This is a genomic window from Chryseobacterium vietnamense, from assembly GCF_031454475.1.
Taxonomy (GTDB): Bacteria; Bacteroidota; Bacteroidia; order Flavobacteriales; family Weeksellaceae; genus Chryseobacterium; species Chryseobacterium vietnamense.
Genome location: NZ_JAVDQX010000002.1, coordinates 558,028 through 571,806, shown reverse-complemented (window position 1 = coordinate 571,806; position 13,779 = coordinate 558,028). Strand labels below are relative to the sequence as shown.

Genomic DNA, 13,779 nt, shown 5'->3' with positions numbered 1-13,779 from the left:
TTTTATTTAAAAATTATTATGCGAATAATCGCATCTAATTATTTATATTTGAGTAATGAATTCAGAAAGTGACTTTATCAAAACAGTTTTCGGACTAAAACTGAAACAGCAGAGACAAAAGAAAAACTGGTCTCTGCAGGACCTTGCTGTAAAGACAGGATTATCAAAATCTTACCTCAACGAAATTGAGAATGGAAAAAAATATCCCAAGCACGATAAAATTATCCAGCTTTCTGAAGCACTAAACTGTACTTTCGATGATCTGGTTTCTACCAAGCTGGATAAAAGCCTTGCTCCTTTCAACGAAATTCTTCAGTCTGATTTCTTCAAAGAAGTTCCTCTGGAACTGTTCGGGATCAATAAAAACAACCTTATCAGTATTATCAGTGATGCTCCTAAAAAAGTAACCGCTTTTATCAATGCTCTTATTGAAATTTCTCAGAATTATAATCTGGGAAAGGAAAGGTTCTATTTTGCGGTATTAAGGTCTTTTCAGGAATTGTATGATAACTATTTTCCGGAAATTGAAGAAAAAGTAAGGCTGTTTACCCAGGAAAATCACTTAAAAATCGGGAAAAGCTTAAAGTCTGATATTCTGGAGAAAATTCTTGGAGAAAAATTCAGCTACACTATTCAGTCTGAAGATTTTGAAAAATATGGAACCCTGGATAATCTTCGTTCTCTTTTCATTCCAGAGAAAAAACTTTTGCTTCTGAATCAAAAACTGGAAAAGGATCAGAAAACGTTCATCCTTGCCAAAGAAATCGGTTTCAATGTACTGGAATTAAAAAATCGTCCCAATACGTATTCATGGCTGGACTTTGGAAGTTTTGAAGAAATACTGAATAATTTTTATGCTTCTTATTTCGCTGGCGCTTTGCTTATTTCAAAAGAACCGGTTATTGAAAAGACTTCGGAATTTTTTCAGCAAAATACCTGGGAGCCCAAAAATTTCGAAAGCCTGATCAATAGCTTCACCCGTTCACCGGAAACCTTTTATTACCGCCTTACGAATATTCTTTCGGCTGAGATGGGGATCAGGGATCTTTTTTATTTATGTCTGGTCAAAAAGAAAAATTCGGATAAAATTCAGATTTTAAAGGAGCTGCATCTTAATCATCAACAGGCGCCTCACGCCAATGCTACCAATGAACATTATTGCAGAAGATGGATTGCTGTGAAAAATCTCGATGATTTAAAAGAAAATGAAACACAGACAGATGCTCAGATTTCTCATTACAAAGACCAGGGAATAAGCTATCTGGTGATTTCTACCTCACAGAAAAATCCTTTCTCAGATGGAAGTAACAGAAGTTATTGTCTGGGGATTTTACTGAATTCTCAAACGATTAAAAAAATAGGTTTTATCAAGTCTCCTTCTTTAAAAACTATCAACGTAGGAGTTACCTGTGAATCCTGCAGTATTCCTGACTGTGAAGTAAGACAAGCTCCACCGGTAAGACTGGAAAAGGAACATTTTAATCTGAGTATGAAGAGCTCTGTGGAGAAGATCAGGAAGAGATTTGAGAATTAGTATATGAATAGTGAATCGTCAATGCGCTTCGCTTGTGAATTTTTATTCGGGATGCGAGATTCGGGTTTATTAATAATCAACTTGCTGCTGAAATTTACATGTAACTATATTTATCTAAACGCTGAGTTCACAAAGTTTTCTATTATAATTTTAGAATATTTGCTCGCGAAGACATACACTCAGCAACAAAAAGGTTTTTCCCTTGCTAAATGAAATGATCTTGCGAACAATACGAAATAACAAACTTTGTGAACAGTAGCGTTAATAATTCACGATTGGCTTTGCAAAGCAAAATCTGACAATTATTTTCTATCTTAGTAAAAACACATTCATGATATTAGATTTATTGTTTCCGAATCGTTGCATTCACTGCAACAAAATCATTGATCCTGAACTTTTGGTTTGTGGCCTTTGCTTTAATCAGATTCACTTTACCCATTATGATTATTTCGAAAATAATCCAATCAAAGAAAAATGTAATTTATTTTTCCCTGTAGAGAACACTTTTGCACTGATACAGTTTGAAGAGGAAGGCTTAAGCCGTAAGATTATTCACGATCTAAAATACAGAAGCAGGGAAAAAGTCGGTAAGATTCTCGCAGGCTGGACAACAGAACGTCTGGATTTCAAGAATGAAAAACCTGACTTACTGGCAAGTGTTCCTCTTCATCCCAGGAAACTGAAAGAGCGCGGATATAATCAACTCCATTTGTTCACTGAAACCTTATCTGCATTTTACAACATTCCTTTCGATCACAGATTAATCAAAAGAAATCATTATTCAAAAGCACAGGCTTTAAAAGATAAAAAACATAGATTGGAGTCTTCTAATACATTCTCCGTCACACAAGCTGTTACGGGAAAGCATATTCTTTTGATCGACGATGTTTTTACCACAGGAAATACTGTTTCATCGATTGCTTGGGAAATTTTAAATGCCGGAAATAACAGAGTGAGTGTACTGGTGATGGCAGTGGATGTTTGATATGGAATTCGGGATACGAGTTTCGAGGTGTGGGGTGCAGTTTAGAAGACGAGGGATTTGTTTCGAGATGGCGGGTGGGTTATTCTCAAAAATATTGTCAAAATTTAAAACCTTCAAACTCTCCTACACTCTTACTCTTAGACTCTCAAACTCTCTCCCGCTCTTACCTTCATTTTCACCATTCAATTCTTTTTCCTAATTTTCAGGAAACTATACAACAATGCCCAATCTGATTTTACTGCACGGAGCTTTAGGCCACAGCGACATTTTTAAGCCTTATCTGAATGTTCTGTCATCCTATTTTACAGTTCATACTCCCCTTTTTTCGGGACATGGAGACCAGGAACTTCCTGAAGGCGGCCTTACTATTAAGAAGTATGTTGAGGAATTATCTGAGTATTGTACAATGAATAATCTGACAGATGTATCTGTTTTCGGACACAGCATGGGAGGTTATGTTGCGCTTTGCTACGCCATGGAAAACCCTGACAATGTAAATTCTGTTATAACACTGGGGACAAAATTTGACTGGACTGAGGAAGAGGCCATAAAAGAAAGCAAGATGCTTAATCCGGATGTGATTCTTGAAAAAATTCCCCAGTATGCTCAGCATTTAGAATCTCAGCACGGAACAAAATGGAAACAGCTTCTTCCAGCTATTGCTGATCTGATGATTGATTTAGGTAAAAATCCTCCGCTGGAAAATAATTTTGCCACGATTACCACTCCGGTTCAAATCATGGTAGGTGATAAAGATAATATGGTAACTCTGGAAGAGAGTGCGAGGGTTTACAGAAGCCTTCCTAATGCAAAATTGGCCGTACTCCCGGACACCAAGCATCCTATGGATAAAGTACGACCCAATTTATTATTGAATTTAATAAAAGATTTCTGGAATCTTTCTTAATTTATCGCTGAAGTTTTTCTCCGTAGCTCAAATCTCCGGCATCTCCCAATCCTGGTGTGATATACCCTTTTGAAGTTAAATGTTCATCAATAGCTCCTACCCAGATGTGAGCTTCAGGATATGCATTCCGGATAGTTTCAACTCCTTGTTTCGATGCAATGGCTGCAACAATATGAAGCTGTGTTGGGTTTCCGTTGGTCAGCAAATCTTTGATAGCTTCAATGAGAGATGCTCCTGTTGCCAGCATGGGATCTGCTACGATTAGCGGTCTTCCTTCAATGCTTGGACAGGTAAGATAATCCTGTTTGATTGAGAAATAATCGTTGGCATCATGTTTTCGGTAAGCAGCTACAAAACCGCAGTCTGCCCTGTCCAGATAGTTCAGAATACCCTCGAATAACGGAACTCCGGCTCTTAAAATAGTTGTAATAACCGGTTGTACAGCAATTTCCCTGCTTTTTATTGTATCTAAAGGAGTTTGAATTTCTACTTCCCTGTACTCCAGACCTTTACTTATTTCAAAAGCGGCAATCTCCCCGATTCTTTCCATATTCCTTCTGAATCTCATTCGGTCATGCTGGATCGTAACGTTTCTAAGTTCGTTAATCCATTCGTTGACAAGAGAAAATTGTTGCGATAAAATAGTAAGCATGAAAATTTAATTTTAATTTCAGTTAATTGATATTAATTGCTGCAAAATTACAACTAAAAAACGAATTGAAAGATTGGGCTTAAGGAGAAAGTCTGTTCTGATGAAATAAAACCCTCCGGCAAGCTTCGCTTGCCGGAGGGTTTTTGATGAACAATTGTTCTTATTATTTTTGTCTGAAATACACTTCAATCGGAACTCCGGTAAACCCGAATTGTTTTCTCAACTGATTTTCAGTAAATCTCTTATATGGTTCTTTCACATACTGCGGAAGGTTACAGAAGAATACAAACTGTGGTGAAGGCGTAGGAAGCTGTACACAATATTTGATTTTGATATATTTTCCTTTCAATGCCGGTGGTGGTGTCTGTTCGAAGATCGGAAGCATTACTTCATTCAGTTTTGAAGTTTTAATTTTCTTCTTACGGTCTTCATAAACCTCCATAGCTACTTCTACAGCTTTTAAGATTCTCTGCTTCGTTAAAGCTGAAACGAATAAGATTGGAATATCCTGGAACTGACCAATTTTATCTTTGATTGATTTTTCAAAATCACGCATTGTATTGGTCTGCTTATCCTCGATCAAATCCCACTTATTCACAAGGATTACAATTCCTTTTCTGTTTTTCTGAGCCAATCCGAAGATGTTCATATCCTGAGATTCCCATCCCTGCGTAGCATCTACCATGATGATCACGACGTCAGAATATTCGATAGAACGGATCGATCTCATTACAGAGTAGAATTCAAGATCTTCGTTTACCTTAGACTTTCTTCTCATCCCTGCAGTATCTACCAATACAAACTCATGTCCGAATTTGTTATATAAAGTCTGGATACTGTCTCTTGTAGTTCCAGCAATATCTGTTACGATATTTCTTTCAACATCCAATAAAGCATTGGTCATCGTAGATTTTCCTACGTTTGGACGGCCTGCAATGGTGATTTTAGGCAATCCTTCAAACGGATCTTTGTATTCTGTAGTAGGGAAATCTTTAACGATATCATCTAATAAATCCCCTGTTCCTGAACCTGTAGCAGAAGAAAGTGTATAATATTTATCTATTCCCAGCTGATAGAATTCTGTTGCAGGAAGTTCTTCCTTTGCAGAATCTACTTTATTGATAACAATATAAATAGGTTTGTTGGATCTTCTAAGAAGTCTGTAGATTTCGTAGTCTGTGTCAGTAAGTCCTTCTTCTACGTTCATCATAAAGATAATAGAAGTGGCTTCATCCACCGCTAATTGTACCTGCTTACGGATTTCTTCTTCAAAGATATCATCTGTACCTACATCATAACCTCCGGTATCAATTACCGTAAAGTCTACTCCGTTCCAGTCTGATTTTCCGTAGTGACGGTCCCTGGTAACACCCGCTGTAGAATCTACAATTGCTTCTCTTCTTTCTAATAAACGATTAAAAAGCGTGGATTTTCCTACGTTGGGACGTCCAACGATTGCGACAATATTTGACATAAAAAATGTTTAATAATCCTTTTACTTTGCTCAAGGATATGTTATTAATGGGTTACTCCAACTTTTGGAGCCCAATTTTTTGCAAAGATAAGATTTTATTATTTAACGGATCTTTTTAGAATGGAAGCGGGAAGTTATTATTATTCGGATAAATTAATGTAACCCCTGCTCTTCAAATCGAACAGATAATATCCACAAATCTACTGTTTATGGGTAGAAGCAGATTTTTTTTAATTTTTCTTGAAAAATAATTATTTGGATATCAATAAGTAAAGCAATTCAAGCTTCTTTTATGTTAATTAATCTTTAATTTAGATTTTCATATTTAAAATAATTTCTATAATTTCGCGGCATAGAAACAGACCCATGGTGTAGCGGTAACACTACTGATTTTGGTTCAGTCATCTGGGGTTCGAATCCCTGTGGGTCTACCACTCAATAAATGCAACTCGCTAAATTACAGCAAGTTGCATTTTATTTTTGGTCACTTTTTGACGTTTGGTCACCTTTTTAGTCATACTTTTGATAAAATATGCTTGGAGTGAATTTCATTGAATCTATTTGAATCTGATTGTATTTTAGTTACGGAAATAATGCCCATTACTGTCAAAATAATCATACATTAAATTTCTTGCTGTAGCTTCCCAATCAATATAGATATAGTTTGGTAAACTTTCGGCAATACTTTCTTCTAAAATATATTGTGCAAATGTTTCATCATCTAAATATTGGCCCATATAATAGTTCATTACACCATCATAAACACTCTGAAAATCCATTTTTCCAACACAACTAAGGTAAGCCTCAAAAATTTCTAAATCGTGTCCAGAACCGTTTATTTGGTCTGCTATTTCAAATATATTATTGGATATATAGCTTTCTCCTATTAATCCTAACTTCTCAAAGAAAGAACAGTTTTCATAGTCCTGAAACATAAATTCTGGTTCAGATTCATCTGAATGTAGTTCATACATTGCTGTAAGTAGTTCGTCATAGTCTGAGTATTCAGAAAGGTTCAGCCATTTGCCATATAGACTCCCGTTGTTGTACTTTGAATACGTTCCTACATAGATACTGCAAGAATCAAGACAATTTTGTAAATTTGTCATGTCGATAATTTTAGAATAGTTAAAATTTATTGATATAGCCTAGTTGTGTTCGTAGCACTCTAGGCATTTTTTATATAATATTTTAGGAATCAATCTAGGAAAAAAGAACTTGAAATAATTCTTTGACACATTAATAAAGTCAATATTCATGCCAATTGACAGAGATTTTAACTATAAAATTAAAGTTTTTAAAATATTTTTAAACAGAACAAAAACTGTCAAAAAAATATTTAATAAATATCTAGTTTTAAGAGTATAATCAGTAAAATATTTGAGTGGAAAATAAAATTAAATCTACAAAAACCGCATACAACAAAAGAACTGTATGAGAAAAAGTTTGACAGTTAGGAGGGGGGCACCCAAAAAGAAACTTCGGAGGGGTACTGATTAGAGGTAGTAGGTCATGTCCGTACACTTATTATATTTTTTTGGTATTAAATTGTCGTAAATTCTACTATAAAGGATTATTTGATTTTTTGAGAGATATGGGCAGGGGTAGTTTTGTGGATGAGGATTTACCATTCTGTTTTTTTTTAAATAATTTTATATTACATTGTTTGGCTATGAATAGAAAAAAAGAGGCCATCTCACAACTCGTGAAAACAGCCTTTTTTTTGTGAAATTTTCATGTATCTCTAACGATTCTCAGCCCACATCATCTAGTTGTGATATACTTTCAACATAATAATTGATTATCTTTATATATTAGAACTACTAAAAGGTCTAAAACTCATCATAAATTTTCATCTATTTTAGTTTTCCACCACTGTTTTAATTCAATTGTTTTAGGTTCCCCAATATTTATTAATCCTTTCCCTGAATCTAGTTTTTTGATTTCAGATTCGAGTTTATACTTACTATTAGGAGTTCCTACAAAATTACTAATAGATTTATAATCTTTGTTCTGTACATTCAGGCAAATTGGTAATTTAACTTGTGATGCAAAATCAAAATCTTTTGTTTTATAATCTTCAACACCTTGTGAAAGCATCACCACAATAACTCCTTTAGACCTTAAAAGTCTCAATAAATCTTCGAGCGCTTTTCTAGCATTCTTGTTTTTTAAATAAATATGGGCTTCATCTATCACGATTACATATCGAACAGGGAATATATAATCTCTAGGCTCACAGTCATTTGTAGAACTGAAATAAGAATTAAAATATCTTAATAAAAGGAATACCACCAACTGTCTTAATGTATCAGAAAGAGCAGGAGGTAAATTCAAATATAAGCTTTGGCTTAAAACATCTGAATTATTTGGATCACAATTAAAAATATTTGTAGATAAATCTCTTATTACAGAATATAAGGTATCCTGTCTAATTGTATTTTCCTCGTAATAATTTTCTAAATCTTCAAATAATTCTGTAATCGTTGGATATATACCATTCTTCCTATCAAGTAAATCATTGATTAGTGTTATCAAAATATTCTCTTGAGCAACTCCCATTCTTGGTACAAATGTAGAAATTGTATCTACAAATGCTCGTATGCTAAAAGGTCTTTGTCTTTCATCTAAATTAATAGATAAAAAAGGATTAAAATGCACACCTCCATCATTTACTATATCTACGAATTTTGCATTAGTAGCTTTTAAAAATGGTTTTAACTGCTCTGGATTTCCTTCTCCTTTATAGTCAAAGAATATAAATTTCAATTCGTTATTAGAGTTTTTAGAAATTTGATAAAGAATATCTTTTATAAGTTGAGTCTTTCCAGAACCTGCCATGCCTGCAATTGCAATGTTTCTATTATCAAACTCTCGTAAATCGTTTATATTAATAATAACTGATTCATTATTTTCTGATTTTCCAATCTCAAATGATAGCAACTCTTGGAATTCTTTAACATTCGATCTTTTTCTGCCTGAAGCGACATGAGTTATATTAGATCTTAAATTTAAACCTTTTTTAAGAGACTTTAATAAAACATTTATGTGATTTCCATTAGAAATATCTTCGTTTTCTAAATCATCATTCCATATTTTCAGACCATGATTTAAATGGAGCTTAAATAATTTTATAAATTCATCTTCAAAAGTATTCTTATTATAATGTTGATCTAATATTGCTTTGAAAATAACAACATTAGAAGTATCATTTATTATAGTGCCAAAAAGAGCTTTATCGTCTCTAAATTCCTTACCATCAGATTTTGGAATAATTTCATTTTCTAAACTAAAATGTTTGCCTGACTGTAAACTTAAAGCAAAAGCGATACGAGGAGCGATTCCTTCATTTTTAAAGGTATATAATTGCTTAAGATTATATAGGATTTCATCATTTTCTTTACTTAATGTTATTCTCATAATTATGGAAATAGCCGTTTTTTAAATTAGTATTTACACCGTCATTAACTAACAAATAAGACTTTGCAATATTTTCTGAAATATCTTTAAATCTTTTAGGTGTAATCTCACTATTAGTTGAGAAAAGAACAACCTGTTCTGATAAAGTAGGATAATATTTTTTAGTAATTCCATCTCTATGTTCTTCATCAAGCCTTCCTAAGGGCGTGTCAATGAAAATGGGTAACGTTTGGACAGATTCATTTAAGATAGCTTTAATTAAACAAGAAATATAAATCTGTTTTTCTCCTGATGATAAACTTTCCTTTCTAATTTCAGTATCATCTTGATCAAGTAGTGTAATTTTCATTCCTTGCCCAGAAGCTAAAATTGTAACCTTGACATCTTCAATAAATTTGCTATTATTTTCTTCACTTGCAAGTTTATGCATCAAGGCTTTTAATTCGTTAAGAATTGTTTTTTCTAAGCTATTCTTATGTTTACTTTTTTGTTCCTCTAAAAATGTATTAAGTGTATCAATATATTTTTCTGCTTCTTTAATTTTTAATTTGTTTTGAGCATTAATATCAACCTTATTTCTAAGACTAATCAGTTCTTGATTAAAACGAGTTATGTCCTTTCTTAATTTGTTGATTTGTTGATTGTTTTCCCCAATTTTTCGATTATTCAAGGTTATACTATATTCAGTTGTCTCTTTTTCGGCAAAATATTCCAAAATAATATCATCTTCTAAATCAGCATCTGCTTGATTTAATATTTTTATTAAATCAGACATTCTCAAAGTAGTAATGTTTAATTCCTCTGCAATACTTTGAAATGAATCGCTTGATTGAGAATTTACAAAATTAATGGCGTTAGAAATCAAACTCTTTTCCGCATTATTTAAATCGTGTTCAAACTCTACTTCCTGATGTTTATCTCCAGAAATATAAAGCTCACCACCTAAACGCTTTGCTTTTTCATAATAGAAACTTTTGTCTTTAAAAGACATTGTTGAATTATCAGGCTCAGGTGGTTTATTAAAAAGTAGTTCAATAAAATTTTCTATTTTTTCCGCATTTTCTTTCCATACTTTTTGAGAAATATCATTATTTTCTTGAATTGAAATATGCTCTTTAACTTCTTCAAGCTTTCCAGCTAAAATAGTTAATGGCAAAATCTCATTTAATTCACTAAACTTTTCAGTAAGTTCTAATTCTTTTATCTTTAACTCTTGTATCTCAGAAATTACTTTCTCTCTATCGAAATTTGAATTTATTTGTTTGCTATTTTGAGAAATTAAATTATCGAAATGTCTAATTTGCTTTTTTAATTCATCAATTTCTTTAAGTTTCTCAGCATTCTCCTCTTCTGATTTTTCAATTTCTAAGTTTGATAGCTCAATAGCTTTTTCTTTATCAATAATTAGCTCTTGAAGATTTTTATTTGCTCCTTCTTTTTTTAAGGTATTAATATAAAATTCAAAATCATCAATTAAAGCTTCGTAAGTATCTAAGCCTAATATTTTACCCAGTGCATCATTTATAAAACTTCCTTCTTCTTTAATAGAGAGATTGGCAATGTCAGCAATTTTTTCAGCATCAAAAAACACAAACTTAGCCGCATCTATAGGTATAATGTAGTCATTAATGAAATTAAACTTATCGTCATCATCATCGAATACATCCAAACCTGATTTTGGATCAATAATTGATAATTTCTCTTCTGTATTTGCTGTATTTCTAGATCTGCTTATTATTATTTTATCTGTAGTATAAGATAACTTAGTTATATCAGGTAATTCAATTTCATCAACAAGAATGCTAACCGAAAAAGTATCAATTCCTTCTTTTTGTGCAGACCAATTTATTGACTGTTGCATAAATGAAGAATAGTTCTTTTCTTTTTGAATTTCTTTTTTGAAATTATCATCTATTTGAGAAATTTTCTCTCCATATAAGCACCAAACAATAGAAAGTAGAAAATTAGTTTTACCATACCCGTTCTTACCACCAATAACTACGATGTTACGCTCATCATTAGTGAATAAATCAAAATCAACAGTATTGTAATATTGTCGAAAATTGCTGATTTTTATATTAGAAAATTTCATTTTATCCCTTTTTCAATTGTATCAACAATTTTTTGTTGATGATAGTTTACTCGTTTTATTTTTTTAGCTTTCACAGAGTTTAGTAAAGATTGCAAGGATTTATAATCAACTCCCTTATTTGAACAAATCTCTTTAAGTCGTTCGTTTTGATATATTTTGGTTTCTTTTATTTTCATAAATTTTGATCATTTAATATTTTATTTACCTTTAAAAAACATTTTTTTTCATAATTGTCAAGTTCATTATTACTATACATCTTTCGTTGTTTGTAAAAGAAATTGTAAAGTTTTTCTTCTCCTTGTATATTTATGCTAGGTAATCTGCGTTCATTTACAATGAAATCAAATAGTTCATTATACTTTTCAATTGAGTTTAAACGTCTTCTACCATTTGTTGGTTGGAATTTATCAAAAACTTCAATAATTAATTTTTCTTTTTGTTCATCTAATTCTTTAAATTTGATCTTTCTTTTTTGCACATTAAGCCATCTGTAAAGCTTATTTTCTTCTTCCGAAAAATCATTATTAGAAAATGGCAACCTTTTTTCAGTTGAAAGAAATTCATTTAAATCTTCAAATCGGTCTTCCCAAGAGTTACGTTCATTAATATCAGTAACATCCAAGATTTCAAACTCTTTTTCATAAGTCTTAGTATTTATTCCAATATGAGAGTTTTTAAAAAAAATGAAAGTTTTAGATTCGTCAATTCTTAAATTATAATAAATACTTTTATCATTTGACTTTGGCCTATATTTTAATACATGTTCTGTGATGCTTGAAATATGTTTTGGCTCATTAAATTTTTCAAGAAATTCAATAGCAATACTTCTAATTGTACCACCTTTAAAATCTTCTAATTCTTTTTCCCATTTTTTTAAACCAAATATACTATCTCTACCAACTGGAACAAATCCATCCTTTCTTTTCATTGAAGCTCGAACTTTATTTTGATCCGTATCATAATTGGGATATAATTCTATAATTTTTTTTAAAATCTCTTCAACTTTGGATGGTTGACCTAAGTTTTCAAGAGCTTCATAAGCATATTGATAGGATTGTTTGATGGTATTTTTTTTAAATACAATATTATCATCTAAATCAAGATACAATTCAAATTCATCTCTTATTATTTTTTCAGCTACAGGAAAAACCGAATCAATTGTTTCAATTTCAAATTTTGTAATAAATCTTGATAAATAGCTTTTAAAATTGAAAGAATAAGTTTCTTCAATCCGCTCGTTTATTCTTTCTTCTACATCATTTACAAACAAACTGAAATCCAAATTATCAATAATATTTGTTCGAATTAAATATATGTTGTTCCAATTATGTCTGTTTCGAGAAGTAAAAAATCGAGATAATAATACATCTTCAACATTTCCAAGCAAAGAAAAATCGTCATTCAAATAAACAGACAATAGGAAAGAAATGAATTCTTTTGAAAAATTAGTATCATTCACATTATTTACACTAATCATTATCTCGTCTGTTATTTCAATTTGCTTCGTAGAAATATCTAATCCATAGTTTTGAAATAAGTTATCATTAAAATTTTTAATAAACAATAATTTTTCATGAAAGCTTTCCAAAGCATCTTTTCTTATCTGCCTGACTCTTTCTCTTGTCAAATCCATCTCTAGTGCAATTTCATCAAGAGTTAATACTTTTTCGTTTCGATAAATCTTTAATCCTTTTTTTATTATTACAGTATAATTTTCATTAAAAAAAGCATTTTTATTTAGTAAAAAATCAACAATCTGAAAAATATTCTCTGATTCTAATATTTTAGCTGGGATTTTTGATATTAAAAATGTCTTCTGTATTAAATATTCATTTTTTAAAGATATCAATTGCTTTTCATCATTTAATTGACTCACTTCTAATATAAAATCTTTTACAATTGAAATATAAACATCTAACTCGGGAATACATTTTGCCCCAATATTATCAATATCTCTTATTTTAAAGTTTTGAGGTAGCAAAAGTTTTTCAGCGAAATTTTTTACTTTGAAATTTCCATCTATAAACTTAGCAATGCCATTTCGACTTCTTACGGATAAACTATGTGAATTAATGACAATAAAACTATTAATAACTTCTCTTTGTGTTCTTGTTAAACTTGAAATTATTTCTTCTAAAGACCTTCCCTGCATTGCATCATTTGCAATATTTTCCGAAATAATTTTCTGATATTTTTGACAAACTTCAATCAATTCTTCACTGGATCTCCTTCCACAATTTCTAAGTTTTTCAAACGAGCCACGAGTTAAATAGTACTGTATTAACTTTTCAATAGAATCTAATCCATTATATTTACAAATATTATAAGAACGTATACTTATGTCCTCAGTTCTATAAATTTCATCTATTGTCATTTACTAAGAGTAATTTTAAAAATTTTCAATTGATAAAATAATAATTTTTTTTTATAAATAGGTTACGGTTTCCCACATTTTGATTAGAAAATTGGCCTTTATTATTTTTAATATTAAATAGCCTTAGCATTATAAGAATGTTCTATGTAGCAACTATGATGAAAAATGGTTAAAATTAACTCCGTATTTTCCCTGTATTTGAACAAATCTTTACACTTTAAATAATACAAATTTAGCACGGCTAAAATTTTAGCTTTGCTTTTGGAAACATTTAAAAAATATTAATTATTAAAACATAGCTTTTGAAACAGGGAAGTGCATCTACAACAAAGGAAATCTCA

Annotated in this window: 10 protein-coding genes and 1 tRNA gene; 4 read left to right on the top strand and 7 right to left on the bottom strand. The window is 31.2% G+C overall.

What is annotated here, in order from left to right; translation table 11 throughout:
• Positions 1 to 55 precede the first annotated feature (55 nt).
• The 3 genes from J2786_RS11815 (at position 56) to J2786_RS11805 (ending at position 3,426) form a co-directional block, all read left to right on the top strand.
• A complete protein-coding gene (locus tag J2786_RS11815; protein WP_047434830.1) occupies positions 56 to 1,534 on the top strand; it encodes a helix-turn-helix domain-containing protein in 1,479 nt (492 codons plus the stop codon).
• A gap of 331 nt (positions 1,535 to 1,865) precedes the next feature.
• Positions 1,866 to 2,519 carry a ComF family protein gene (locus J2786_RS11810; protein WP_047434834.1) on the top strand — a complete coding sequence of 218 codons (654 nt, stop codon included), beginning with the start codon at positions 1,866 to 1,868 and terminating at the stop codon, positions 2,517 to 2,519.
• 220 nt (positions 2,520 to 2,739) lie between these two features.
• Positions 2,740 to 3,426 carry an alpha/beta fold hydrolase gene (locus tag J2786_RS11805; RefSeq protein ID WP_047434836.1) on the top strand — a complete coding sequence of 229 codons (687 nt, stop codon included), beginning with the start codon at positions 2,740 to 2,742 and terminating at the stop codon, positions 3,424 to 3,426.
• 1 nt (position 3,427) lies between these two features.
• Here the strand turns inward: J2786_RS11805 and upp are convergent, their stop codons facing one another.
• Together upp and der are read right to left on the bottom strand one after the other, a co-directional pair.
• A complete protein-coding gene (gene upp / locus J2786_RS11800) occupies positions 3,428 to 4,078 on the bottom strand; it encodes a uracil phosphoribosyltransferase (RefSeq protein ID WP_047434840.1) in 651 nt (216 codons plus the stop codon).
• Between the two features lie 163 nt (positions 4,079 to 4,241).
• Entirely contained in the window at positions 4,242 to 5,552 is a 1,311-nt protein-coding gene (gene der, locus J2786_RS11795; protein ID WP_047434842.1) for a ribosome biogenesis GTPase Der, read from the bottom strand.
• 360 nt (positions 5,553 to 5,912) lie between these two features.
• Between der and J2786_RS11790 the strand changes: the two genes are divergently transcribed.
• Positions 5,913 to 5,986 (top strand) — tRNA-Gln (locus J2786_RS11790).
• A gap of 144 nt (positions 5,987 to 6,130) precedes the next feature.
• Here J2786_RS11790 and J2786_RS11785 read toward each other — a convergent pair.
• The 5 genes from J2786_RS11785 to J2786_RS11765 all read right to left on the bottom strand — a co-directional run bounded on the left by J2786_RS11785 (position 6,131) and on the right by J2786_RS11765 (position 13,438).
• On the bottom strand, positions 6,131 to 6,661 hold the full coding sequence (locus tag J2786_RS11785; RefSeq protein WP_310025334.1) for an antirestriction protein ArdA: 531 nt from the start codon (positions 6,659 to 6,661) through the stop codon (positions 6,131 to 6,133).
• 733 nt (positions 6,662 to 7,394) lie between these two features.
• Entirely contained in the window at positions 7,395 to 8,972 is a 1,578-nt protein-coding gene (locus tag J2786_RS11780; protein WP_310025331.1) for a DndE family protein, read from the bottom strand.
• Positions 8,953 to 11,064, bottom strand: a complete 2,112-nt coding sequence (gene dndD / locus J2786_RS11775) for a DNA sulfur modification protein DndD (protein ID WP_310025329.1) — start codon at positions 11,062 to 11,064, stop codon at positions 8,953 to 8,955. Before dndD ends, J2786_RS11780 begins: the two co-directional genes overlap by 20 nt.
• Positions 11,061 to 11,240 (bottom strand): DNA modification system-associated small protein, encoded by a 180-nt coding sequence (locus tag J2786_RS11770; protein ID WP_310025327.1) that lies wholly within the window; start codon positions 11,238 to 11,240, stop codon positions 11,061 to 11,063. Before J2786_RS11770 ends, dndD begins: the two co-directional genes overlap by 4 nt.
• Positions 11,237 to 13,438 (bottom strand): sigma factor-like helix-turn-helix DNA-binding protein, encoded by a 2,202-nt coding sequence (locus J2786_RS11765; protein ID WP_310025325.1) that lies wholly within the window; start codon positions 13,436 to 13,438, stop codon positions 11,237 to 11,239. Before J2786_RS11765 ends, J2786_RS11770 begins: the two co-directional genes overlap by 4 nt.
• Positions 13,439 to 13,779 lie beyond the last annotated feature (341 nt).

Bases quoted from the DNA above. Each gene is read 5' to 3' on its own strand.
- J2786_RS11785 (WP_310025334.1), bottom strand. From the start codon at position 6,661: ATGACAAATTTACAAAATTGTCTTGATTCTTGCAGTATCTATGTAGGA.
- J2786_RS11780 (WP_310025331.1), bottom strand. From the start codon at position 8,972: ATGAGAATAACATTAAGTAAAGAAAATGATGAAATCCTATATAATCTT.
- dndD (WP_310025329.1), bottom strand. From the start codon at position 11,064: ATGAAATTTTCTAATATAAAAATCAGCAATTTTCGACAATATTACAAT.
- J2786_RS11815 (WP_047434830.1), top strand. From the start codon at position 56: ATGAATTCAGAAAGTGACTTTATCAAAACAGTTTTCGGACTAAAACTG.
- J2786_RS11765 (WP_310025325.1), bottom strand. From the start codon at position 13,438: ATGACAATAGATGAAATTTATAGAACTGAGGACATAAGTATACGTTCT.
- J2786_RS11805 (WP_047434836.1), top strand. From the start codon at position 2,740: ATGCCCAATCTGATTTTACTGCACGGAGCTTTAGGCCACAGCGACATT.
- J2786_RS11810 (WP_047434834.1), top strand. From the start codon at position 1,866: ATGATATTAGATTTATTGTTTCCGAATCGTTGCATTCACTGCAACAAA.
- upp (WP_047434840.1), bottom strand. From the start codon at position 4,078: ATGCTTACTATTTTATCGCAACAATTTTCTCTTGTCAACGAATGGATT.
- der (WP_047434842.1), bottom strand. From the start codon at position 5,552: ATGTCAAATATTGTCGCAATCGTTGGACGTCCCAACGTAGGAAAATCC.
- J2786_RS11770 (WP_310025327.1), bottom strand. From the start codon at position 11,240: ATGAAAATAAAAGAAACCAAAATATATCAAAACGAACGACTTAAAGAG.